This is a genomic window from Mariniflexile sp. HNIBRBA6329 (assembly GCF_043558645.1).
Lineage (GTDB): Bacteria > Bacteroidota > Bacteroidia > Flavobacteriales > Flavobacteriaceae > Mariniflexile.
Genome location: NZ_JBIFXS010000012.1, coordinates 1 through 24,275, shown reverse-complemented (window position 1 = coordinate 24,275; position 24,275 = coordinate 1). Strand labels below are relative to the sequence as shown.

General features: G+C 33.6%; 24 protein-coding genes. 15 read left to right on the top strand and 9 right to left on the bottom strand.

Annotated elements, in window-relative coordinates:
• Nucleotides 1-69 precede the first annotated feature (69 nt).
• From uvrA to ACGK9U_RS12650, 3 genes are all read right to left on the bottom strand, one after another.
• Nucleotides 70-2,919: an excinuclease ABC subunit UvrA gene (uvrA, locus tag ACGK9U_RS12660; RefSeq protein ID WP_394466750.1), complete on the bottom strand. Its 2,850-nt coding sequence runs from the start codon at nucleotides 2,917-2,919 to the stop codon at nucleotides 70-72.
• A gap of 112 nt (nucleotides 2,920-3,031) precedes the next feature.
• On the bottom strand, nucleotides 3,032-3,511 hold the full coding sequence (locus ACGK9U_RS12655) for a septal ring lytic transglycosylase RlpA family protein (protein ID WP_394466749.1): 480 nt from the start codon (nucleotides 3,509-3,511) through the stop codon (nucleotides 3,032-3,034).
• Between the two features lie 145 nt (nucleotides 3,512-3,656).
• Complete coding sequence (locus ACGK9U_RS12650) at nucleotides 3,657-4,031, bottom strand: hypothetical protein (protein WP_394466748.1); 375 nt, start codon at nucleotides 4,029-4,031, stop codon at nucleotides 3,657-3,659.
• A 385-nt stretch (nucleotides 4,032-4,416) separates the two neighbouring features.
• On the opposite strand from ACGK9U_RS12650, the gene ACGK9U_RS12645 reads away from it, so the two are divergent.
• Entirely contained in the window at nucleotides 4,417-4,941 is a 525-nt protein-coding gene (locus ACGK9U_RS12645) for a hypothetical protein (protein WP_394466747.1), read from the top strand.
• 65 nt (nucleotides 4,942-5,006) lie between these two features.
• Here the strand turns inward: ACGK9U_RS12645 and ACGK9U_RS12640 are convergent, their stop codons facing one another.
• Both ACGK9U_RS12640 and ACGK9U_RS12635 read right to left on the bottom strand, forming a co-directional pair.
• The gene (locus ACGK9U_RS12640) at nucleotides 5,007-5,726 is read right to left on the bottom strand and encodes a hypothetical protein (RefSeq protein ID WP_394466746.1); all 720 of its coding nucleotides are present in this window, start codon (nucleotides 5,724-5,726) and stop codon (nucleotides 5,007-5,009) included.
• A gap of 155 nt (nucleotides 5,727-5,881) precedes the next feature.
• A complete protein-coding gene (locus ACGK9U_RS12635; RefSeq protein ID WP_394466745.1) occupies nucleotides 5,882-6,481 on the bottom strand; it encodes an ACP phosphodiesterase in 600 nt (199 codons plus the stop codon).
• A gap of 170 nt (nucleotides 6,482-6,651) precedes the next feature.
• Between ACGK9U_RS12635 and glmM the strand changes: the two genes are divergently transcribed.
• From glmM to ACGK9U_RS12620, 3 genes are read left to right on the top strand one after another with little or no spacing between them, the layout of a single operon-like run.
• Nucleotides 6,652-8,040: a phosphoglucosamine mutase gene (gene glmM / locus ACGK9U_RS12630; RefSeq protein ID WP_394466744.1), complete on the top strand. Its 1,389-nt coding sequence runs from the start codon at nucleotides 6,652-6,654 to the stop codon at nucleotides 8,038-8,040.
• 17 nt (nucleotides 8,041-8,057) lie between these two features.
• Nucleotides 8,058-8,582, top strand: coding sequence for a DUF3124 domain-containing protein (locus ACGK9U_RS12625; RefSeq protein WP_394466743.1), 525 nt, complete (start codon nucleotides 8,058-8,060; stop codon nucleotides 8,580-8,582).
• 29 nt (nucleotides 8,583-8,611) lie between these two features.
• A complete protein-coding gene (locus ACGK9U_RS12620) occupies nucleotides 8,612-9,181 on the top strand; it encodes a DUF4256 domain-containing protein (RefSeq protein WP_394466742.1) in 570 nt (189 codons plus the stop codon).
• A 10-nt stretch (nucleotides 9,182-9,191) separates the two neighbouring features.
• Here ACGK9U_RS12620 and ACGK9U_RS12615 read toward each other — a convergent pair whose 3' ends face one another.
• A complete protein-coding gene (locus ACGK9U_RS12615; protein WP_394466741.1) occupies nucleotides 9,192-10,073 on the bottom strand; it encodes a lysophospholipid acyltransferase family protein in 882 nt (293 codons plus the stop codon).
• Nucleotides 10,074-10,135: 62 nt separating this feature from the next.
• Here ACGK9U_RS12615 and ACGK9U_RS12610 point away from each other — a divergent pair, with 62 nt between their 5' ends.
• From ACGK9U_RS12610 to cmk, 4 genes are all read left to right on the top strand, one after another.
• Nucleotides 10,136-10,786, top strand: coding sequence for a rhomboid family intramembrane serine protease (locus ACGK9U_RS12610; RefSeq protein WP_394466740.1), 651 nt, complete (start codon nucleotides 10,136-10,138; stop codon nucleotides 10,784-10,786).
• Nucleotides 10,787-10,967: 181 nt separating this feature from the next.
• On the top strand, nucleotides 10,968-13,418 hold the full coding sequence (gene lon / locus ACGK9U_RS12605; RefSeq protein WP_394466739.1) for an endopeptidase La: 2,451 nt from the start codon (nucleotides 10,968-10,970) through the stop codon (nucleotides 13,416-13,418).
• A gap of 185 nt (nucleotides 13,419-13,603) precedes the next feature.
• Nucleotides 13,604-14,623 carry a type IX secretion system protein PorQ gene (gene porQ, locus ACGK9U_RS12600; RefSeq protein ID WP_394466738.1) on the top strand — a complete coding sequence of 340 codons (1,020 nt, stop codon included), beginning with the start codon at nucleotides 13,604-13,606 and terminating at the stop codon, nucleotides 14,621-14,623.
• 89 nt (nucleotides 14,624-14,712) lie between these two features.
• On the top strand, nucleotides 14,713-15,408 hold the full coding sequence (gene cmk, locus ACGK9U_RS12595; RefSeq protein ID WP_394466737.1) for a (d)CMP kinase: 696 nt from the start codon (nucleotides 14,713-14,715) through the stop codon (nucleotides 15,406-15,408).
• An 82-nt stretch (nucleotides 15,409-15,490) separates the two neighbouring features.
• On the opposite strand, the gene ACGK9U_RS12590 is transcribed toward cmk, so the two are convergent.
• Nucleotides 15,491-15,874 carry a LysM peptidoglycan-binding domain-containing protein gene (locus ACGK9U_RS12590; RefSeq protein WP_394466736.1) on the bottom strand — a complete coding sequence of 128 codons (384 nt, stop codon included), beginning with the start codon at nucleotides 15,872-15,874 and terminating at the stop codon, nucleotides 15,491-15,493.
• 344 nt (nucleotides 15,875-16,218) lie between these two features.
• On the opposite strand from ACGK9U_RS12590, the gene rpsA reads away from it, so the two are divergent.
• The 5 genes from rpsA to ACGK9U_RS12565 all read left to right on the top strand — a co-directional run bounded on the left by rpsA (nucleotide 16,219) and on the right by ACGK9U_RS12565 (nucleotide 21,190).
• Nucleotides 16,219-18,069, top strand: a complete 1,851-nt coding sequence (gene rpsA, locus ACGK9U_RS12585) for a 30S ribosomal protein S1 (protein WP_394466735.1) — start codon at nucleotides 16,219-16,221, stop codon at nucleotides 18,067-18,069.
• Between the two features lie 180 nt (nucleotides 18,070-18,249).
• Nucleotides 18,250-18,789 carry a bifunctional pyr operon transcriptional regulator/uracil phosphoribosyltransferase PyrR gene (gene pyrR / locus ACGK9U_RS12580; protein WP_346239647.1) on the top strand — a complete coding sequence of 180 codons (540 nt, stop codon included), beginning with the start codon at nucleotides 18,250-18,252 and terminating at the stop codon, nucleotides 18,787-18,789.
• A gap of 159 nt (nucleotides 18,790-18,948) precedes the next feature.
• A complete protein-coding gene (locus tag ACGK9U_RS12575) occupies nucleotides 18,949-19,878 on the top strand; it encodes an aspartate carbamoyltransferase catalytic subunit (protein WP_209651597.1) in 930 nt (309 codons plus the stop codon).
• A 3-nt stretch (nucleotides 19,879-19,881) separates the two neighbouring features.
• Nucleotides 19,882-20,214 carry a ribonuclease Z gene (locus ACGK9U_RS12570; RefSeq protein WP_394466734.1) on the top strand — a complete coding sequence of 111 codons (333 nt, stop codon included), beginning with the start codon at nucleotides 19,882-19,884 and terminating at the stop codon, nucleotides 20,212-20,214.
• Between the two features lie 70 nt (nucleotides 20,215-20,284).
• A complete protein-coding gene (locus tag ACGK9U_RS12565; RefSeq protein ID WP_394466733.1) occupies nucleotides 20,285-21,190 on the top strand; it encodes a ribonuclease Z in 906 nt (301 codons plus the stop codon).
• On the opposite strand, the gene ACGK9U_RS12560 is transcribed toward ACGK9U_RS12565, so the two are convergent.
• Both ACGK9U_RS12560 and ACGK9U_RS12555 read right to left on the bottom strand, forming a co-directional pair.
• A complete protein-coding gene (locus ACGK9U_RS12560; protein ID WP_394466732.1) occupies nucleotides 21,180-21,596 on the bottom strand; it encodes a hypothetical protein in 417 nt (138 codons plus the stop codon). The genes ACGK9U_RS12565 and ACGK9U_RS12560 overlap by 11 nt on opposite strands.
• A gap of 115 nt (nucleotides 21,597-21,711) precedes the next feature.
• Nucleotides 21,712-22,125, bottom strand: a complete 414-nt coding sequence (locus ACGK9U_RS12555) for a hypothetical protein (RefSeq protein WP_394466731.1) — start codon at nucleotides 22,123-22,125, stop codon at nucleotides 21,712-21,714.
• Between the two features lie 144 nt (nucleotides 22,126-22,269).
• Between ACGK9U_RS12555 and pdxH the strand changes: the two genes are divergently transcribed.
• On the top strand, nucleotides 22,270-22,917 hold the full coding sequence (gene pdxH, locus ACGK9U_RS12550) for a pyridoxamine 5'-phosphate oxidase (RefSeq protein WP_394466730.1): 648 nt from the start codon (nucleotides 22,270-22,272) through the stop codon (nucleotides 22,915-22,917).
• A 166-nt stretch (nucleotides 22,918-23,083) separates the two neighbouring features.
• Nucleotides 23,084-23,578 (top strand): CAP domain-containing protein, encoded by a 495-nt coding sequence (locus ACGK9U_RS12545; RefSeq protein ID WP_394466729.1) that lies wholly within the window; start codon nucleotides 23,084-23,086, stop codon nucleotides 23,576-23,578.
• The last annotated feature ends 697 nt before the right edge of the window (nucleotides 23,579-24,275 follow it).

Sequence of the window (24,275 nt, the reverse complement as noted above, 5' to 3'; positions counted from 1 at the left end):
GTTGTTAAGTTGTTTGTTGTTAAGTCGAGTGTAAATTAAACGACTCCACGACAAACAACCAAACTAAATTTAATTATCAATTGCCAATGGAGCTAATTCCTTTTTAAGAAACTTAGCCGTATAGCTTTTTTTGTGGTTGGCCACTACTTCGGGAGTACCTTCAACAATTATTTGTCCGCCACCTCTTCCACCTTCATAACCTATGTCAATAATGTGGTCTACGGTTTTAATGACGTCCAAATTATGCTCAATAATTAATACCGTATTGCCTTTATCTGCCAGTTTATTAAGTACGATCATTAACACCCGAATGTCTTCAAAATGCAGGCCAGTTGTGGGTTCATCTAGAATGTAAAACGTGTTTCCCGTATCGCGTTTACTTAATTCGGTTGCCAATTTAATGCGCTGTGCTTCACCTCCAGAAAGCGTTGTACTTTGCTGTCCTAAAGTGATGTAGCCTAAGCCAACATCTTTAATGGTTTTTAATTTATTGTGAATTTTAGGAATGTGTTCAAAGAAAGGCACTGCTTCGTTGATGGTCATATCCAACACATCGCTGATGCTTTTTCCTTTATATCGAATTTCTAAAGTTTCACGATTGAAACGCTTGCCTTGACAGGTTTCGCATTCTACATATACATCGGGTAGGAAATTCATTTCGATAACCCTTAAACCTCCACCCTGACAGGTTTCACAACGCCCACCTTTTACATTGAAACTGAAACGGCCTGCTTTGTAACCACGAATCATAGCTTCAGGAATTTTTGCAAACAAGCTGCGAATTTCGTCAAACGTTTTAGTGTATGTGGCAGGATTGCTTCGTGGTGTACGACCGATGGGCGACTGGTTAATATCAATCACTTTATCAATATGTTCTAAACCGCTAATGCTTTTATAGGGCATCGGTTTTTTAACGCCATTAAAGTAATGAGCGTTTAAAATAGGGTAAAGGGTTTCGTTAATTAAAGTCGATTTTCCACTACCAGAAACGCCTGTAACCCCAATCATTTTTCCTAAAGGAATTTTAACAGATACATTTTTTAGATTATTGCCTGTACAGCCTTTAAGCTCGATAAACTTCCCATTGCCTTCACGTCGTTTTTTAGGAATTTCAATTTGTTTAGTACCGTTTAAATAATCGGCCGTTAGGGTATGGTGTGTTAAAAGCTCTTTTGGGGTGCCGATGCTTATTATTTCGCCACCATATTTCCCAGCTTTTGGTCCAATATCAATCACATAATCGGCACGCTCAATCATGTCTTTATCGTGTTCCACTACAATTATCGAGTTACCAATATCACGAAGTGAGACCAGTGAATTTATCAATTTTTCGTTATCACGCTGATGTAAACCAATACTAGGTTCATCTAAAATATAAAGGACACCAACCAATTGCGAGCCAATTTGTGTTGCCAATCGAATGCGCTGTGCTTCACCACCCGAAAGAGATTTTGAGCTTCGGTTTAGCGATAAATAATCTAAGCCAACATCCAATAAAAATTGAAGTCTCGATTTTATTTCCTTTATAACTTCTTCAGCAATTTGTAATTGTTTATCAGATAAATGATGGTGTAAATCGTTGAACCATTGGGTTAACTCCACAACATCGGCATTAGCTAGTTCAGCAATATTTTTGTTGTTTATCTTGAAGAAAAGTGATTCTTTTTTTAAACGAGACCCTTCACATTCTGGACATTTTACTTTATCCATATAATCTTTAGCCCATCGCTTTAAAGATGTAGATTCGGCTGTTTTATATTGGTTTTCAATAAAATTAGCGACACCTTCAAAATCAATTTTATAATCGCGGGTAACACCCAAGGTTTTGCTTTCTACCGAAAATTTTTCATTCCCTCCGTACAAAATCATTTGTTTGGCTTCTTCTGGAATGTCTTTATAAGCATCGGTCAATTTAAAATTGAAACGTTGCGCAATGGTTTCAAACTGTTTAAAAATCCAACTGCTTTTTTCGGGTCCGTGTGGCGCAAGAGCACCAGCTTTTATAGAAATACTATCGTCTGGAACTATTTTCTTTTCGTTCACCTTGTAAAGTGTACCAATACCATTGCAGGTATCGCAAGCGCCTTTTGGCGAGTTGAAAGAGAAATTGTTGGGTTCCGGATTTGGGTATGAAATACCTGAAGTAGGACACATTAAATTCCGACTAAAATAGCGGGTTTCATTGGTGTCTTGGTCTAAAACCATCAGCACATCATCACCATGATGCATGGCGGTATTTATGGTTTCGGTAAGTCGTTTATCGTTATCTGCTGAATCGTCAATAACCAATCTATCTATAACAATTTCGATATCATGAGTTTTGTATCGGTCCAGCATCATGCCTTTGGCAAGGTCTTTTATCTCGCCATCCGTCCTCACTTTTACAAAACCTTGTTTTGCTATTTGTTCAAATAATTCACGGTAATGCCCTTTACGTGAACGTATTACAGGGGCTAAAATATTAATGCGCTTGCCTTTAAAATCGCTAATAATGAGTTCTTTAATTTGTTCATCACTATAGCTTACCATCTTATCGCCCGTATTGTAACTGTATGCATCACTGGCACGAGCGTATAAAAGACGAAGGAAGTCGTAAATTTCTGTGATGGTACCCACCGTAGATCGTGGGGATTTGCTGGTTGTTTTTTGTTCGATGGCAATTACGGGGCTTAAACCATCAATTTTATCAACATCTGGACGCTCCAATCCACCTAAAAACTGACGCGCATACGCCGAAAACGTTTCAATATATCTACGTTGTCCTTCAGCATAAATAGTATCAAAGGCCAATGATGATTTTCCACTACCAGATAAACCTGTAATGACTACAAGTTTTTCACGAGGGATAGATACATCAATATTTTTAAGGTTATGGACTCTAGCGCCTTTAACTTCAATAAAATCGTCAAATTGGGTCATAAATTGGCAAAAGTGCAAAGTTACGATTTTAGTTGTTAAATTCTTGTGAAGATTTATTTCATCTTTAACTACTGTCTATTATTTCTGAAGATAAAATGAAATACTAGAATTTTTAATTCTCAAGCGGTTCTTCAAGCACTTCAAGATTTACAATTAAATACCCACGTAATTTAAATTTGGCAATTTCCATGAACGCTTTTTTTGATAAATCGATTTCTCTGCCTTTTACAAAAGGACCTCTATCGTTTACAGTTACAATAACCGATTCGCCATTAACCGTATTGGTTACCTTAACTTTAGTGCCAAATTTTAGGGTTTTGTGCGCAGCGGTGTATAAGTTGTTGTCAAATTTCTCTCCACTTGCAGTTTTTCGACCATTGAATTTGTCGTGGTAGTAAGATGCGTGTGCATTTTCCAGATATGGTGTATATGCAGTTGACGTAGAATCTATAAATGTTGAATCGCTTAAAATGGAATCTATTTGAACAATATTATAGGAAGCACTTTTTTCAGTTCTAGTATTTGAAGACTTAAAGCTGCTTAAAATAATAAGTAACCCTAAAAAACCTATAATTTGAGTCGTTAACTTCATGTACTTCTTTTAATAATTCTTATTAGTAACGAAAGAATTGATTTTTAATTATACGCCTAAAATAACTTTTTGGACTTTTTGTTTCAAAAAAAAAGAAGCTATGTCCTTTAGGACATAGCTTCAATTTGCATGATTTATTCTGTTTTTACGGATTAACTTTAGACATTTCTCCAGAAGTTAATGCTTTTGTGTAGTTAGCTTCTACATGTTTTACAACTCCAAAAAATTTGGTGTTGTCTTCGTTTTCTAATAGTACTTTTGTATGGCCATTTTCATTATTAACAACCTCTTTTACCACAACACGCTTTCCATGTACACTTTTGTAATTAGCAATATTTCCTTTTTTTGCTATGATGTTTAATTGTGGAAAATCTATATGGTTATACTTAATATTGGATGTTGAATTGATTACTAAAACGTCGCCAACTTTTGGGTCGTTTTGTATCGATTCAAGTGGTTGGGTGTTATTAGCAAAAGTAAAACCAGACACGAGTAATAGCAATAAATAAATTTTTTTCATAACTAATATTTTTAAAGATTATTAATGTTCGAAGACTAAAATAGGAACGAAAAATCAATTTCTAATACCGTTTAGAATTGTTTAACTTTTTAAGAATTTTTGAATAAAAATGAACAACCCTATCTAAATATGGGTATATATAATGGAAGAAGATATTTAATGATTTTTTGGTGTTCTTTTTTATGTGCTAAGGTTAAATAATAGATGGTTTATGTAATTTTCACCCTTTAAAAAATATGGGTGTTCTATAGGTTTAATTTTTAAATAATTAACAAAAAATTAACGTTTATATATGCTTAACAAATTTCTAATTTTTCAAAATTCAATTTAGGTTTTTGTGAAGTTTTAGTATCATTGTAAATAGAATTAACTTAAAAATATCAATATGAAATTATTAGGAATAGGCTCCAGGATTAACCATGCTGAACACGGAAAAGGTGTTGTAACCAATGTAACATCGCAACATTATTGGGTAACTTTTATAGAAAATGGATTGGAAACTATTGATTTAGATAGTGAATTTGAAGTTATTGAAGCTGCCGATGGCGATGTGGATACCGTAAGTTTTTTTGATGTTGAAAGTAGTTTGGTGAGCATTTTAAAGAAGTGGAGCGATGCTAGTGAAATTGTTCCAATTGCCGATAAATATAAAGGAGGGAAACTTATTTTAGAGCCAGCAGATAGCAATTTAAAGTCATACGAATTGCCAATTGACACTTTTTTTCATAAAATAACCATGGTGCGCGACCGCTTACGTGTTATGGAGCAACGCATTAATGCCAGTGATTTGGATGAGCAAGGTAAAATAGATTTGCAACAATATATTACTAGAATTTATGGCAGTTTAACCAGTTTCAATATTCTGTTTAAATCGGATAGCCACCGTTTTGTGGGGCAGAAGGGGAGTTAGTACTTAGTTTGCAGTCGTAGTCGCGGTAGCGATTTTTACTGAAAACCGAGACTGTGATTGCAAACTTAGTTCGTTCCTTTAATATGGCTAATTTCTAACCCAAAAACTCCCATTTTATGGAATGTTGGCAATTCAGCGCCACTTTCTGTTGTGGTCCAATCGTTCCAAGTAGCTGTTAAACCATTAATAGGCAAAATATCAACCCACATTTGAAATCTTATGGGTTTTCCGTTATTATCCAAATGCCATAAATACGAATCTCCTGGAGTTGTACCGCCAGAAGTGTAGGTAACCAAAAGGGCTTTCTTATTGTTTTCTAAGTTTACCATTCTGCGTTCAGCCCCTTTGTCAAATACTTTGTAAGGAGCCACCAACCAAAACGAATCGTTGTTAAAGTATTTAACGGCTTTTTCAATAAGCTCTGTAGATAAATCTTCATCCATTACTTTAAAACTATGAACAAATGCTTGATTTTGCGATGCATCGTTTAAATCAAGGCTTACCTTATAATCTTTCCAGTAAACATCACAGGTGTTTTTGTTTTTCTGCCACTTAAACAGGTGTCTTCGTTTAAAAGTCCATTCTAAATAGTCTGTATTTTCAAAAGCTTCATAATTAAGTGCTTCCAACATTTTGTAAGCTAAAGCATCCGCTTCCTTTCCTTTAGCGCCTTCGGGTAAATCTTCGTTATACTTAAAATACAAAAAACAAAAAAACAGTAAACTGGGCAGTGTAAAAAACACGAGAACTCCGGTGGTTATTTTTACAATTTTTTTTGATTTCATTTAAGAGTGTTCAGGTAATAAAAATTCTAAATTATTAATTACTAATATATTAATCAAAGAAAACTGTTAAAAACCGACAGCGGCATGGTCTATTCGATTATCTGTATGTCTGTTTGCATTTCATCCTTGAAATTAGGATGCTATCGAGCCTGATTTTAATCAAAATTTATTGAATACTCTTTTAGTTTTTCTTTTGAAAAGCTTATAAGTTCATCGAAAAAAGAGGAGAATTCTGCTTCAAACTCATTGTAAAACAGTTCTAGTTCATTAACGGCTTCATCCATTCCGGAAACATTCTTGGTACGTCGGTTCATACCTGCCAAAACTCTAGAAATTCCTTCTATGGAAGCATAACTCAACAACCAATTATCGGACAACATATAAGGCATCATTTTTTGAATACGCAATGGCAGGATCTCATAATTATTTTCTAACGAATTATAAAACGTCTCAACATAGTTTTTTAATGGAACTTCACTGTATGTGTTCCAGTTTTTTGCTAGAAAATGATCGTATAGAATATCTACTATAATACCTGAATAATGCCCATATTTTTCATGCAATCGTTTGGTACTTAACCTAACGGTTGGGTGCGCATCGGTAAATGTGTCAATATTTCGATGAAGCAAAATACCAATTTGAATGTCTTTCGGATATTTTTCATACGATTTTCCTTTAATGCCATCTGCAATAAAGTTTCCTATGGTAATCAAATCGTTATCTCCAGACAGGTAAATGTGCGCTAAATAATTCATTTGTGAAATTTACGAATTCCGAATTTAGAATTACAAGTTTGAAATCGCAATTAATAATTCTTTTAAAAAATTAAGCACTAATAAAGATAAAGCGATACCATATGACTATAAAAAACAATAAAATATACATATGAAATGGTATATTTGTTTAATAATATGAAGAAAACTTTATGACACTTATAAAATCAATTTCAGGAATTAGAGGAACTATTGGCGGAAATGTGGGTGATAATTTAACACCTATTGATGCTGTAAAATTTGCAGCCGCTTATGGTGTGTGGTTAAAACAACAACGCCAAAAGGATACTTATAAAGTAGTGGTTGGTAGAGATGCACGTATTTCTGGAGCCATGATTCAGAATTTAGTAATGAATACGTTGGTTGGTTTGGGTATTAATGTAGTTGATTTAGGTTTGTCCACAACACCCACTGTTGAAATGGCTGTACCTATGGAACATGCCGATGGCGGTATTATTTTAACGGCAAGCCACAACCCAAAGCAATGGAATGCTTTAAAATTATTGAATGAAAAAGGGGAGTTTTTAGATGCGGTTGAAGGCGCTAAAATTTTAGATATTGCCGAAAGTGATGACATGAGTTTTGCCGATGTAGATAGTTTGGGTAAAATCACAAAAAACAAAGCATATATAGATTTACATATTATAGAGGTTTTAGATTTACAGTTGGTAACCGTTCCTGCCATTGAAGAAGCCCGTTTTAAAGTGGTGGTAGATGGCGTTAATTCTACCGGAGGTATTGCTATTCCATTACTTTTAGAGCGTTTAGGGGTTGAAGTTGTGAAACTATATTGCGAACCAAACGGACAGTTTCCGCACAATCCGGAGCCTTTGAAAGAACATTTAACAGATTTGTCTGAAGCTGTAAAAAAACACAATGCTGATTTTGGAATTGTAGTCGATCCAGATGTAGACCGTTTAGCGTTTATGGACGAAAATGGCGAAATGTTTGGTGAAGAATATACCTTGGTTGCTTGTGCCGATTATGTACTAAGCAAAACCCCAGGAAACACAGTAAGCAATATGAGTTCTACCAGAGCATTGCGTGATGTAACCGAAAAACATGGCGGCATGTACGAAGCCAGTGCGGTGGGCGAAGTGAATGTGGTAAAATTAATGAAGAAAAATAAAGTGGTTATTGGTGGTGAAGGTAATGGCGGTATTATTTATCCAGAATCACATTATGGTCGTGATGCGCTTGTTGGCATCGCCTTATTTTTAAGTTTATTGGCAGAAAGAGGTATTTCGGTAAGTGAACTTAGAAAAAGCTACCCTAATTACTTTATGAGCAAGAAGAAAATTGAATTAACGCCAGGGTTAGATGTTGATGGTATTTTAAAGAAGATTGAAAACCGTTACCAAAACGAGCAATTAACCACTATTGATGGTGTAAAAATTGATTTTTCTGAAAGTTGGGTACACCTACGTAAAAGCAATACCGAGCCCATTATTAGAATCTATACCGAAGCAAAATCACAACAGGAAGCTGATACTTTAGCTGATAAATTTATTGCAGAAATTGATAGTATAGCGAAAACTTAATTATAAAAAACACAAGCATGAAACACACAGATACATATAGTCTATTCATTTTAATAGTTATTTTGTTCTTTAATTATTCATGTGAAAAAGAAAAAGAAATAAGTTCGGTGCATCCTACAAACTGGAAACACCGAACTGTTAACCATCCTTTAAGCGATAGTTTGGAAAAAGGTAAAACCTATTTATCTGTTTATTCTGAAATTTATAGTGAAACCGAACATAGGGTACATAGTTTAACAGCTACTGTTAGTCTTCGAAATATCAATACAAACGATACGGTTTATATAGATAAAGCTATATACTACAATACCCATGGTGAAGCTATTAGAACCTATTTTAATGAAACCATTTTTATAGCGCCTATGGAAACTGTTGAAATTGTAATAGACGAGCATGATAAAACAGGAGGCACCGGAGCTAATTTTTTATTCAATTGGAGTATAAAACCACAATCTAACGCTCCTTATTTTGAAAGCGTTATGATTTCCACTTCGGGTCAGCAAGGTATTTCATTTACAACACAAGGAAAAACCATCAACTAATAAATTACTTAATTTTCACTTAATTAGTTATGTCAACTAAGCCTATAAAAGCGTTGCCATCTGAACAAAAAGAAGCACTAATCAAGACACTAAAAGTTCGCTTTGAAAAAAATACCAAACGTCATTTAGGTATGGATTGGTCTCTTGTAGAATTGAAGTTACGCGCTAACGAAGAAAAACTTTGGTCATTAAATGAAATGGAAGTAACAGGCGGCGAACCCGATGTGGTTGCATATGACAAAACCTCCGATGAATTCATTTTTTACGATTGTTCTGGTGAAAGCCCCAAAGGACGAAGAAGTTTTTGTTACGATCGTGAAGGCTTAGATGCCCGAAAAGAGCACAAGCCAAAAAATAGCGCAATTGATATGGCTAAAGCTATGGGAATTGAAATGCTAACAGAAAATCAATATCGAGAATTACAACAACTTGGTGATTTCGATTTAAAAACATCCAGTTGGTTAAAAACCCCCGATGATATTAGAAAACTTGACGGTGCTATTTTTGGAGATAAGCGTTATAACAACGTTTTTGTATATCATAATGGTGCGCAATCGTACTATGCCGCTAGAGGGTTTCGTGGTATGCTAAAAATTTAAAATTAAGTTCTTACTGCTCGCTTTTTCTTTTGTGTTTCCAACGTTTGTGTGTCCAAAAATAGTATTCAGGTGCTTCGTAAATTTGTTTTTCAACTTCACGCAAAAACATATCGGTTAGTTGGTAATCTTCATATTCATTTGGGTTTTCAGCAAGCGTCTTAATTTCAGCTTTATAATGTCCTCGTTTAATTTTTGTCACTTTAAAAAAAGCGGTAGATAAATCTAATTTTTTAGCAAGTCGTTCAGCACCAGTAAAACAAGGCGTTTCAATACCCATAAATTCACCCCAATACACTTCTTTTGTGCGTTTGGGAGATTGGTCGCTTAAAAAACCAATGATACTTTTAATACCCTTAGCTTCATTTTCATTTATTACAAAAATGGTTTCTTTTGTGCTTATTAAATCGGTATTGAATTTTGAACGTATATCCCTCACTAACTTATCGAAATATTTATTGGCCAACTTTTTATAAACAGCCAGCCCCTTAAAATTTATGTAATTCTGCAAAACAATAGACCATTCCCAACTTGCATAATGTCCAAATGTAAGAATCACACTTTTGTTCAAACTTTCTAAACGTTTTAACTCTTCAGGATTAACAATAATAAAACGTTTTTTCAGTTGTTTTTCAGAAATGGTCATGGTTTTTGCCATTTCTAAAAACATATCACATAAATGCTTAAAGAATTTTTTTTGAATGAGCTTTAATTCTTTTTCAGTTTTATTAGGCAAAACAAGTTTTAAATTGCTGTAAACTACCTTTTTGCGGTACCCAATTATATAATAAAGGAATAGGTATAAACCATCGGAAATTAAGTACAGCAATCTAAACGGAAGTATGGAAACCATCCATAAAAGTGGATAAACAAGAATATATGCTAAAAGTTGCATGAATTAATTTTAGATTTGTAGCAGCAAATATATGTTAATTTGAAATTAAACGATTACACTTCATGGGCAATTTAGATTTAATAACCATCATTATTATTGCAGCAAATGTTATTATATCCTATAAAGGATTTGGCGATTATGCTTTTTTCGATACCTATAAATTCAATATTGGTGGCGTTCAAAGGGGTGAAAAAATACGCATGTTTAGTTCCGGTTTTTTACATATAGACACACAACATTTATTGTTTAACATGTTAACCTTGTACTTTTTTGCAGGTACGGTAATTGATTATGTAGCACCCTTAGGCTTCATTATAATTTATGTGGTTAGTTTGCTTGCAGGAAGTTTGCTGTCGCTGTATTTTCATAAAAACGAATACCATTACAGTGCCGTTGGTGCAAGTGGCGCGGTAACAGGGATTTTATATGCTGCTATTTTGTTGCAACCCGGTATGAAACTTATGATATTTTTTATACCCATTGCTATTCCTGCATATTTATTTGGTATTGGTTATTTGTTGTATTCTATTTATGGGATGAAAACCCGAATAGGCAACATTGGTCATGATGCCCATTTTGGTGGTGCCATTGGTGGTTTTCTCGCAACATTAGTATTAGCACCTTATTTGTTTCAAACCAATTTGCTTATGATTGGGTTACTACTAATGCCCATCATTTTATTGTTTGTTTTGAAGAAAGCCAGAAAAATATAAATTCGTAATTCTTAATTCAACATTCGTAATTTCAATATTGGCATAGCTATTGAATTTATATACTGAATGAATAGGATATAATTGTTTTAAATTATTGATATTCAGAACAATATTGTTTTTTGTAAATTATTAAAAATTAAGGATTCAATAGTTTTTATGACATATTGACCTAAATACATATATGAAAAAATCTAATTTTATATCTCTAGACAGTTTGTCATTACAGGATTTTGATGAAAATTCAGAATTAATCCCGTTAATGACACCTGAAGACGAAGAAGAAATAAATAACGAAAAGTTACCCGAAACACTGCCTATTTTGTCTTTGCGCAATACGGTATTATTTCCAGGGGTGGTTATTCCTATTACTGCCGGTCGCGATAAGTCCATACGATTGATTAATGATGCCAATAAAGGCAGTAAGGTTATTGGAGTGGTGGCTCAAAAAGATGAATCTGTTGAGAATCCAACAGCAAAAGAAATTCACGAAATAGGTACGGTTGCCAAAATTTTACGTGTTTTAAAAATGCCCGATGGTAACGTAACGGTTATAATTCAAGGTAAAAAACGTTTTAAAGTGGCTGAAGTTCTTACAGAAGAGCCATACATGAATGCCACTGTTAGGGAAATTCCAGAAGCACGACCTGCACTAAAAAATAAAGAATTTATAGCCATCATTGAGTCTATTAAAGATTTGGCTCTTAATATCATCAAGGAAAGCCCAAACATTCCAAGTGAAGCTTCTTTTGCTATTAAAAATATAGAAAGTGATTCGTTTTTAATCAATTTTGTGTCGTCTAACATGAATTTGTCTGTTGAAGAAAAACAAGCACTTTTAGAAATTGACGACCTAAAAAAGCGTGCGCTTGCAACACTTAAGTTTATGAATATGGAGTTCCAAAAACTGGAACTTAAAAACGATATTCAGTCTAAAGTGCAGATGGATATGAGTCAGCAACAACGTGAATATTTTCTGCATCAACAAATGAAAACCATTCAAGAAGAATTGGGAGGTGTTAATCATGAAGAAGAAATTGATGAAATGCGTTTACGTGCTGATGAAAAATTATGGGACGAAAAAGTGGCAAAGCATTTTGAAAAAGAGCTTGCCAAAATGCAACGCATGAATCCGCAGGTGGCAGAATATTCCATTCAACGCAATTATTTAGAGCTGTTTTTAGATTTGCCTTGGAACGAGTTCAGCAAAGATAAATTCGATTTAAAACGTGCCATGAAAATTTTAGACCGCGACCATTTTGGTTTAGAAGATGTTAAGCGTCGTATTATTGAGTATTTAGCGGTTTTAAAACTGCGAAACGATATGAAGTCGCCTATTTTGTGTTTGTACGGACCTCCAGGAGTTGGTAAAACATCTTTAGGAAAATCTATTGCAGAAGCTTTAGGTAGAGAATACGTGCGTATTTCATTGGGTGGTTTGCGCGATGAAGCTGAAATTCGTGGCCATAGAAAAACCTATATTGGTGCGATGCCTGGACGTATCATTCAAAGTTTGAAAAAAGCAGGAACATCCAACCCGGTTTTTGTTTTGGATGAAATTGATAAACTTTCAAATTCAAACCAAGGCGACCCATCTTCTGCTATGTTGGAAGTATTGGATCCAGAACAAAATAGTGAGTTTTACGATAACTTTTTAGAAATGGGTTACGATCTTTCTAAAGTGATGTTTATAGCAACGTCGAATAGCTTATCAACCATTCAACCTGCATTGAGAGACCGTATGGAAATCATTAATGTAACGGGGTATACCATTGAAGAAAAGGTAGAAATTGCAAAACGCCACTTACTTCCAAAGCAATTAAAAGAACACGGTTTAACCGAAAAAAACCTTAAAATAGGTAAAGTACAATTAGAAAAAATTGTTGAAGGTTATACCCGTGAATCTGGTGTGCGTGGATTGGAAAAACAAATCGCAAAAATGGTGCGTTATGCGGCCAAAAATATTGCGATGGAAGAAGATTACAACATTAAAGTAACGAATGAAGATATTATTGAAGTATTGGGTGGTCCTAAAATGGAACGCGATAAATATGAAAACAATAATGTGGCAGGTGTGGTTACCGGTTTAGCGTGGACCAGTGTTGGTGGCGATATTTTGTTTATTGAATCCATATTGTCAAAAGGAAAAGGTACGTTGAGTATTACCGGTAATTTAGGTACGGTTATGAAAGAATCGGCTACTATTGCTATGGAATACATCAAATCAAATGCTGATGAATTTGGAATTAATTCTGAAGTTTTTGAAAAATACAACGTACATATTCATGTGCCAGAAGGTGCTACCCCAAAAGATGGGCCAAGTGCAGGTGTAACCATGTTAACATCCTTAGTGTCATTATTCACACAAAGAAAAGTGAAGAAAAGTTTAGCTATGACTGGAGAGATTACACTGCGCGGAAAAGTACTTCCTGTGGGTGGTATTAAAGAAAAAATTCTGGCGGCAAAACGTGCTCGAATTAAAGAAATTTTATTATGTGAAGAAAACCGTCGTGATATTGAAGAAATAAAACCCGATTACTTAAAAGGTTTGACGTTCCATTACGTTACCGATATGAGTGATGTTATAAAAATAGCGCTCACAAATCAAAAGGTTACAAACGCAAAAACGTTATAGAAGCTTGGATATAACAGGTCTGTTCGAGCGCAGTCGAGAACTATATTATTTTGGAAATATTAAAAAAACATCTCGACTGCGCTCGATGTGACTTAGTAAATCTGTCTTATCTCTTTTTGCTTCATTTAAAATAAAAGATACATGCTACCGTTTTAAGATAGATTTACTTACTTTGCGATGTAAATATGCTGAAAAAAATTATCACGCTTTTTTGTTTGCTTCTTACAGTCTTAACCTATGCGCAGGTAGGGGGTGAGTCTACCTACCAATTTCTGAATTTGGTATCATCGCCACGTCAGGCAGCTTTAGGGGGAAAAGTGCTTACCATTGTAGATTATGATGTAACACAAGGACTTTACAATCCGGCAACCATAAACGCTAATATGGATAACCAATTGGCATTAAATTATATTAGTTATTTAGGAGGTATCAGTTACGGTACGGCGGCGTATGCCTATACGGTAGATAGACGCACACAAACTTTTCACGCAGGTATTACTTATATTAATTATGGGTCATTTGATGGTTACGATGAAGAAGGCAATTCAACAGGAACCTTTTCAGGAAATGAAGCCGCCTTGTCATTTGGGTATGCAACTCAAATTGGGTACTCCGATTTTTATTTAGGAGCCAATGCAAAACTGATTACGTCTAAGTTAGAACAATATAGCTCTTTTGGTGCTGCGGTTGATATTGGTTTGCTATACATCAATGAAGATATCGATTTTCATGCCGCTTTAGCTATTAGAAATTTCGGAACACAAATTACAACCTATGCAGGTTTAAATGAAAAATTGCCTTTTGAAGTCGATTTTGGTATGTCGCAAAGTTTAGAGAATGTCCCCATTCGTTGGCATGTTACTTTAGAAAATCTACAAGAGTGGCCTATAGCTAGACCCAATCCTGCGCGTTCTACAAGCGATTTAAGTGGCAACCAAACCGATGAAAAAATTGGTTTTTTGGGTCAAGTAATGCGACACACTATTTTTGGTGCTGAAATTTTTCCTGAAGGCGGATTCAATATTCGTTTAGGCTATAATTTTAGACGTGCCGAAGAATTACGGATTGTAGACCAACGTAACTTTTCAGGCTTATCCGCTGGTTTTTCAATAAAAATGAACAAAATGCGCTTTAGTTATACACACGCCAAATATACAAGTGCTGCCAATTCAAACTTTTTTGGTTTACAGATAGATTTACAATAAAAGTTTATAAAGTTTGCATGTTGAAAGTTTGTAAAGTAAAATTCAATTAAATAATAGAACTTTTTAACTTTACTACTAATTTGAATTTAATGAAAAACATCACAATCGCCATAGACGGGTTTTCGTCTACAGGAAAAAGTACGGTCGCCAAACAAATTGCTAAACATTTAGGCTATGTGTATGTCGATTCTGGTGCGATGTATAGAGCGGTTACTTTTTATGCCATGCAACATGGTTTTATAGATAAAAATCATTTTGATGTTGAAGGTTTGGTTGCAAGTTTAAAAGCTATTACAATCAGTTTTAAGTTCAATAAAGACGTGGGGTTTGCCGAAGTTTACTTAAACGGTACTAACATAGAAAAGGATATCCGCACATTAGAAGTATCAAGTTTTGTTAGTAAAGTTGCCGAAATATCCGAAGTACGCCAAAAACTGGTAGAACAGCAACAGCAATTGGGTAAAAATGGAGGCGTGGTTATGGATGGACGTGATATAGGCACCGTAGTATTTCCTGACGCTGAGCTTAAATTATTTATGACTGCTTCCGCCGAAACAAGGGCAGAAAGACGTTATGCTGAATTAATTGAAAGAGGTGAAACAGTTAGTTATGAAGCGGTGCTAAAAAATGTTCAAGAGCGCGATTATATAGATTCCAATAGAGAAGATTCACCCTTAACAAAAGCCAAAGACGCTATTCAAATAGATAATTCCAACATGAGTTTGCAAGAACAATTCGATAAAATTTTACAGCTTGTAAAAATGACTTTGAAAAACACAATTTAATACAGGCTAAAAAGCAAACCACGAATGCGTAAATCTTTAAATTATCGCTTATAAGCTATTTGTGTATTCGTGTTTAATAAATCTATTTTATATTGGGTATTATCAACTGTTGCCCTGGCTGAATTAAATCTGGATTATTCAAAACATTGGTATTGGCTCTAAAAATTTCATGATATTTAGAAGCACTTTTGTAATAATGTTTTGATATTCCTCCTAAAGTTTCACCTTTTTTCACCGTGTGCCTGTGGTAAAAACTTTCATCTGCAACAGTTATATTAGCTTGAATATCGCTAGGGTTTTCACCGCCAATTTCTTTTATTTTATCCCAAAGCAGATTCTTTTCATATTGGGTATTAGCCGTTCCTTTTACTTTTAAAACGCCGTTTTCTTCTGTTACATCACCATTTTGAATGTTTAGTTTTTCTCCCAAGTCTAAAACCGGTTGATATTTTGCTTTTACTGCCATAATTATAAATATTTTAATAGGTTTTGCTGTATAAATATACTGAATTAATCAGCTATATTTTATTAATTATAAGTTAACTTTAAGTCTTTGTTTTTTTGACACGAAAATTTGGTAGAAGTCACATTAATTTTATTCATTCATTTTTAGGTAATTACCTTAATAATATGTATTTTTGCACTCCTTTTAGCGAATTTACGGAAAGATAAGAGGAACAGGAAACGAAAATTAATAACACTTCTGTGTGTTAATCGCTTAAAATCTTCCGAAACATACAGAATACAAAACGTAGTTTAATGGGTTATTTAAAACTAAAAACCTTATTAAATTACTTAATTATCTTTTAAATGGCTGAAAAAGCAAATCAAGCTGAAGTTGAAGCAACTAACGCTCCAACAGTAGAAGCTCCAGTAGTATCTGAAGCTAAAGCAAACCCTGAAAAATTCTTAGCAAACTTTAACTGGCACAATTACCAAGAAGGTATTGATGAAGTTGATGAAAAGCAATTACAAGAATTTGAAAAATTAGTAGCTGAGAATTTCGTTGACACTTTAAATGATGAAGTTGTTGAAGGTACAGTAGTACACATTTCTGATAGAGATGCTATTATTGATATCAACGCAAAATCTGAAGGTGTTATTTCTTTAAACGAATTCCGTTACAACCCAAACTTAGCAGTTGGTGACAAAGTAGAAGTATTAATTGATGTTCGTGAAGATGCAACTGGTCAATTAGTATTGTCTCACAGAAAAGCTCGTGTAATCAAAGCATGGGACCGCGTCATTAAAGCTAACGAAACTGGTGAAATCGTTAATGGTTTTGTTAAATGTAGAACTAAAGGTGGTATGATTGTAGATGTATTTGGTATCGAAGCATTCTTACCAGGTTCTCAAATTGACGTGAAACCAATTAGAGATTACGATCAGTACGTAAATAAAACTATGGAATTTAAAGTTGTAAAAATCAACCACGAATTCAAAAACGTAGTAGTATCTCATAAAGCGCTTATTGAAGCTGATATTGAGGTTCAGAAAAAAGAAATCATTGGTCAATTAGAAAAAGGTCAAGTATTAGAAGGTATTGTTAAAAACATTACTTCTTACGGTGTATTCATCGATCTTGGTGGTGTAGATGGTTTAATCCACATTACCGATTTATCTTGGTCTCGTATCAATCATCCAAACGAGATTGTAGAATTAGACCAAAAACTTAACGTGGTAATCCTTGATTTTGATGAAAACAAATCAAGAATCCAATTAGGTCTTAAACAATTATCTAAACACCCATGGGAAGCATTAGCTGATACTGTAGCTGTTGGAGATAAAGTAAAAGGTAAAGTAGTTGTTATAGCAGATTACGGTGCATTTATTGAAGTAGCTGATGGTGTTGAAGGTTTAATCCACGTTTCTGAAATGTCTTGGTCTACACACTTACGTTCTGCTCAAGATTTCGTAAATGTTGGTGATGAAGTTGAAGCAGTTATTTTAACTTTAGATAGAGAAGAGCGTAAAATGTCTTTAGGTATCAAACAATTAACGTCTGATCCTTGGACTGATATTACAACTAAATACCCATTAGGTTCTAAGCACACAGGTATCGTTCGTAACTTTACAAACTTTGGTGTTTTTGTTGAATTAGAAGAGGGTATCGATGGATTAATTTACATCTCAGATTTATCTTGGACTAAGAAAATCAAGCACCCATCTGAATTCTGTGCAGCTGGTGATAAATTAGAAGTTATCGTACTTGAGTTAGATGTTGAAGGACGTAAATTATCTTTAGGTCACAAACAAACAACTGTAAATCCTTGGGATGCTTACGAAACTGATTTCGCTTTAGAAACTGTTCACACTGGTGAAATTTCTGAAATCGTTGACAAAGGCGCTACTGTAGAATTTAACGAAGATATCGTAGCATTTATTCCAACACGTCACCTTGAAAAAGAAGACGGAAGTAAACTTAAAAAAGGCGATTCAGCTGAATTTAAGATTATTGAATTCAACAAAGAGTTTAAACGTGTAGTTGCATCTCACACTGCTATTTTTAAAGCAGAAGAAATTGCTAACGTAAAAGCTGCTGCTAAGAAAATAGAAGCACAAGCTGCTGAAGCAAAACCAACTTTAGGTGATGCTAACGAAGCTTTACAAGCTCTTAAAGATAAAATGGACGGAAAAGCTGCAAAAAAAGCTAAGAAGTAATTTACTTTATCTAAAGTAAAACCATTTATAAACCAAAAGCCTTCAAGAAATTGAAGGCTTTTTATATTTAAAATTATCAGACCTGTCAGGTTTTAAAAACCTGACAGGTCTTTTTATAAAAATAGCGTAAGTTTTTAAATTTTACATTACATTTGTATTCCGAATACGTTTGGATAATCTATGAGTCAAAAAGTTTTACTTAACGAAAAAGAGGTAAACATCATTCTTCACCGATTGGCTTGTCAACTTATTGAAAAACATAACGACTTCTCAAACACCGTTCTTATTGGTTTACAGCCTCGTGGCGTGTTTTTGGCCGATAGAATCGCTAAAATTTTACGAGAAGATTATAAAGTTAAAAACATTCAATTAGGGCATTTAGACATCACTTTTTTTAGGGATGATTTTCGAAGAGGCGAAAAACCTTTAGAAGCCAACACCACCAAAATTAATTTTTTAGTTGAAGATAAAGATGTTGTTTTTATAGACGATGTATTGTACACAGGCAGGAGCATACGTGCCGCTTTAACCGCTATACAATCGTTTGGAAGACCCAACGAAATTGAGCTTTTAACACTTATAGACAGACGTTTCAGCAGGCATTTACCCATTCAGCCCAACTACAGAGGTAGGCAGGTAGATGTTATAAACAACGAAAAAGTAAAAGTAAACTGGAAAGAGCATGATAATGAAGATTCGGTTTACTTAATTGAAAAATAATTTTTTTGACCGAAGACGGTAGAAGGAAGTTTGTCAGGTTGAGCGCAGTCGAAACCTCAATACTTCAAAATAATTTAAAATTAACAATTATAAGTTTTAGTTTAAACAATGCGCTAGCAACTTTTAAACTTTCAACTTTTCAAACTTTAAACTAAGAAAATGAGCGAATTAAGTGTCAATCACTTATTAGGAATCAAATATCTAAACAAACAAGATATTCAACTTATTTTTGAAACTGCCGATCATTTTAAAGAAGTGATTAACAGGCCTATTAAAAAAGTGCCTTCGCTAAGAGATATTACCATTGCTAATCTGTTTTTCGAAAATTCAACCAGAACCAAGCTATCTTTTGAATTGGCTGAAAAGCGTCTATCAGCCGATGTGCTTAATTTTTCATCATCACAATCTTCAGTAAAAAAAGGAGAAACTTTAATAGATACCGTAAATAACATCTTATCTATGAAAGTAGATATGGTTGTTATGAGGCACCCAAACCCAGGTGCAGGTGTATTTTTATCAAAACACGTAAAAGCAAGCATTATAAATGCAGGTGATGGTGCCCACGAACACCCTACGCAAGCTTTATTGGATTCCTATTCCATTAGAGAACGGTTGGGTGGTGTTCAAGGAAAAAAAGTAGTTATTGTGGGCGATATTTTACACAGTAGAGTAGCGCTTTCAAATATATTTGCTTTGCAACTTCAAGGTGCTGAAGTTATGGTTTGCGGACCAAAAACATTGTTGCCAAAGTATATAAATGAACTAGGGGTAAAAGTTGAAACAGACTTACGTAAGGCTTTAAATTGGTGTGATGTAGCAAATATGCTTCGTGTTCAAAACGAGCGTATGGATATAAGTTATTTTCCATCAACAAGAGAATATACACAACAGTTTGGAGTTAATAAAGAATTGTTAGATTCTTTAGACAAAGAAATTACCATTATGCATCCAGGACCCATTAACAGAGGGGTTGAAATAACAAGTGATGTTGCCGATTCTAAGCAAGCCATTATTTTAGATCAGGTACAAAATGGGGTTGCCATTAGGATGGCGGTTATTTATTTATTAGCTTCAAAAATAAAACAATAAATTATGATTATAGATCAAGACGGAACCATTTCAATAATCACTCAAGAGAAAGCTACTATTGTTGAATTGGTTAAAAAAATTGAGGCGTTATACCCAAAGTTTAAAAACAATAACATTATTGTATCTCTATCTTCATTAAACAAATTAGGGTTGCAGGATATTGTTGAATTTCTAGCACTTTCAAAGAAACACAGAACTACCAATCATTCGTTTGTAATTGTTTCAGATAAAATAGATTTAGATGTAGTTCCAGATGAAATAGTTGTTGTTCCAACCACTCAAGAAGCATATGATATCATTGAAATGGAAGAAATGGAACGCGATTTAGGGTTCTAACAAAATAGTTGGTTGTTTAGTTGTATGTCGTTAAGTCGTTCAACTAAACAGCTCACAACAAACACCACACATGAAATTAACCATATTAGGTTGTTACAGTGCTACACCAAGAGCTTTAAACAATACCACATCGCAAGTATTAGAAATAAACAATCACATGTTTTTAATAGATTGTGGAGAAGGTACTCAGGTGCAACTACGCAAGCATAAAATTAAATTCAATCGAATAAAGCACATTTTTATTTCACATTTACATGGCGATCATTTTTTTGGATTGGTAGGTTTAATTTCAACATTCAGACTGTTAACCCGTGAAACCGATTTGCATGTTTACGGCCCTAAAGGCATTAAAGAAGTGGTAACGCTTCAAATGAAACTAGCGGATTCTTGGACCAATTACAATCTTATTTTTCATGAATTAACTTCAGAAAACTCAGAACTTATTTTTGAAGATGAAGAAGTAGAAGTTCATACCATTCCTTTAAACCATCGTATATATACCAATGGATACCTCTTTAAAGAGAAGGAAGGCAACCGTAAATTAGATATTAATTTGGTTGAAGAAGCCAATATTGATGTTGCCTATTACAGAAAGTTAGCACAAGGTTTTGATGTTGTAAATGAAGATGGTATCCTAATTAAAAATGACACGGTAACCAAACCGGGGTTAAAACCAAAAAGTTATGCTTTTTGTAGCGATACCTATTACAAAGAAGATATTGTACCTCTTATTAAAAACGTAGATGTTCTTTACCATGAATCTACTTTTTTAGATAAACACGAACATTTGGCGCTTAAAACAAAACATTCAACCGCAAAACAAGCTGCTTTAATAGCAAAACAAGCCAATGTAGAAACATTATTGCTTGGGCATTATTCAACGCGTTATGATAGCTTAAATGCATTTAAAGACGAAGCGCGAGAAGTATTTAATAATGTAGAATTGTGTGAAGACGGAAAAACGTTTAATTTCTAATTTCCTCAGGATTTAAAATCCACTGAACAGCCTCTTCTAAAGATTCGCAAAGTTTTACATTATTTTTTAAAAACATTTTTTCTAGAGTAGCACTCATAAAACCTGCATCGTTATACCAAACAATGGCAGCCGATTCAATAAAATCGTATTCTTTACTGAAAGTAACCCAAACAAAAGGATCTATAGAATAGGAATTTACTTTGTTGGATATAAAACCAATTTTTTTAGCATTGCCGTACTGATCTATAATCATATTGGCTATTCTTTGGATGATGGACCAATCTACATGTAATTCATGGTTTAATTCGGCCACCACAAACTCTTCACAAATAAAAAACTTCCCAAACGAAAGTTGTATTTTTTTATGAATAAATTTTGTTAGATATTTAGACTCTTCAAACTTCATTACGTAGTAATATACAACTTTTTTTTAAAACGTATATTTACTCACCGTTAAGAATGGATGAATAACAATTAAATAAGGTTTATTGGTTTGTTATTAAAGTTGTGATAAATTTATGTTAATTCAATTCCTTTAAACTTAAAACCCAAGTAAAGGCGTCATCAAGATTATCAGTTATTTTTACATTCTTTTTAGAGAAGCGTTTTTCAATTGAGGCATTCATTAAATTCATGTTTGTATAACAAACAGAAACGCTGCCAACAATAAAATTAAATTCATCAAAAAACTTTTTCCAAAGATCTGGTTCAAAAGAGTAGGAGTTTATTCTATTAGAAATATACCCAAGTTTGCAATCAGAATTGTAATGTTCAAAAATCTTTTCAATAACCGCTGCTATTTTTTTTTCATTGAAATGCACACCATAATTTATTTCAGCAATAACAATTTTGTCTAAAAAATAATAATTACCAAAATCTAATTCTTTTTTAGTGTAATTATACTTTTTGCTATGTGGTGAATTTTCAAATTTCATGGTTATACAAGTAGCTATTATCAAATGTATTCTATTTTAGTTAATTTCTTACTTATTATATGTAATTTATACTTCGTATCAAATATCTTTTTTTGCTATAATAATCGTATGCAAATTAATTTCAAAAACTCGTAAATTGCACACATGGAAAAAGACCTAAGCAATTATAGGAAATCTTACGAAAAAAGTGAGCTTCTTTTAAAAGATGTTCCCGAAAACCCTATTGAATTATTCCAAAAATGGTTTTATGAGGTTGATAAATTTTTTGTTGAAGACGAAACCAATGCCATGACTGTTTCTACCATTGGATTGGATGGATTTCCAAAAAATAGGGTAGTACTTCTAAAGCGCTTTACCCATGAAGGTTTTGTTTTTTACACTAATTATAATAGTGACAAAGGTAAAGCCATTGAGCTGAACCCAAATGTATGTTTGTCTTTTTTTTGGCATGGTGCCGAACGTCAAATCATTATAAAAGGTGTTGCCGAAAAAATAGCAGAAAATTTAAGCGATGGCTATTTTGAATCGAGACCAAGAGGGAGCCAATTAGGTGCTTTGGTTTCTAACCAAAGTGAAGTAGTTAAAGATAGAGATTACCTAGAGCAGAAACTTTTAGATTTAGAAAAGGAATTTGAGGGAAAGGAAATACCTAGACCAAAGTATTGGGGAGGTTATATTATAAAGCCTGTTGAGATTGAATTTTGGCAAGGACGCCCTAATAGATTGCATGATAGAGTGCGCTATAAGTTACAAGCAGATTATAACTGGGAAATAAATCGACTATCTCCGTAAAACACATGATGAAATGCACTTATTAATGTTTTAAAAATGCATTTCAACGATTAAATACAATTAAAATCGACGAATGACTTGTTTTTAATCGATTTTAACATTTCGTTAACATAAGCTTTAGATTAGGTGGCTAATTTTACAGAACCAAATCTAAATTTACCTACTTATGAAGTTATTAACGAAGTTGCCTTTATTGGCATTGTTAGCTATTTTAAGCTTTTCCTGTTCCACAGACAGTCTTGATGATAAAGCTGATGCTATTGAATTAAGCCTCATTACGCCAGAAACAAAAACAATAGAAGTAGAAATACTTGAACTCCTTAACAACCACAGATTGTCATTAGGACTAAATGCGCTTTCTGATATGACGGTTGTTAAATCTGTAGCATTTAGTCATACCGATTATATGGTAGATAATAATGAAGTATCTCACGCTAATTTTTATAAAAGAAGCGAATATTTAAAAACAAAAGCAGGAGCAATAAAAGTATCTGAAAACGTAGCGTACGGATATAGTTCTGCTACTACCGTTGTAAATGCCTGGTTAAAGAGTGAAGGACATCGAGCAAACATAGAAGGAGATTTTACTAATTTTGATTTAGCCGCCGAAAAAAATTCTGAAGGAAAGTGGTATTACACAAATATTTTTATAAAAAGATAACGTTGTTAATCTAGTAACAACTACAACATAACCTTATCATTTACTATGATTATAATAAGAGTTGTGCTTAACAATTAAGTTACAGCATAACATTTGATGGGTTATATTTAATAACTTCAATGTTATTAGATTTACTTTTGGTATAAATCCTCTCAATTCAGAGAGGATTTTTTGTTTTATATCGGTGTAGCTTTAGACCTTTTAAAATTTTTATAAGATTAATTTATAGGTTCAGAATTCTCAATCTGATTATTTAAGTAACGAGCTTATGCAAGCAAATCATTATTAATACACGATAATTTAATCGTAAAAAAAGCTTTTGTTATAACTTTAAAATAATAGGATATTAAAGAGTAATATGTATAATCAAAGTTAAACCAAGTCCTAAACGTCGAAGCTGCTTGAATGCCATACTTGTCCAATGCGGTTGTGGCAGTCAATAATCCCTGTTCTATTTATTGAACAACTTGTAGTTTTAAACTTAAACTGTAGTCTTTTTGCGTGCGCTTTTTGTAATTCGAATTTTGTGGTTCCATAAAAGATGAAGTGTTAAGTGTAACACTATACTATATACTAGGACGTGACAATATCTATAAAAAAAAACACTCGGCATTACCAAGTGTTTTTTATTTCAGTCTAAAAAACCACCGTCTTTGACGGTGGTCATGTTTTAAAGGCTTCGCCATTTTTTAGGTTT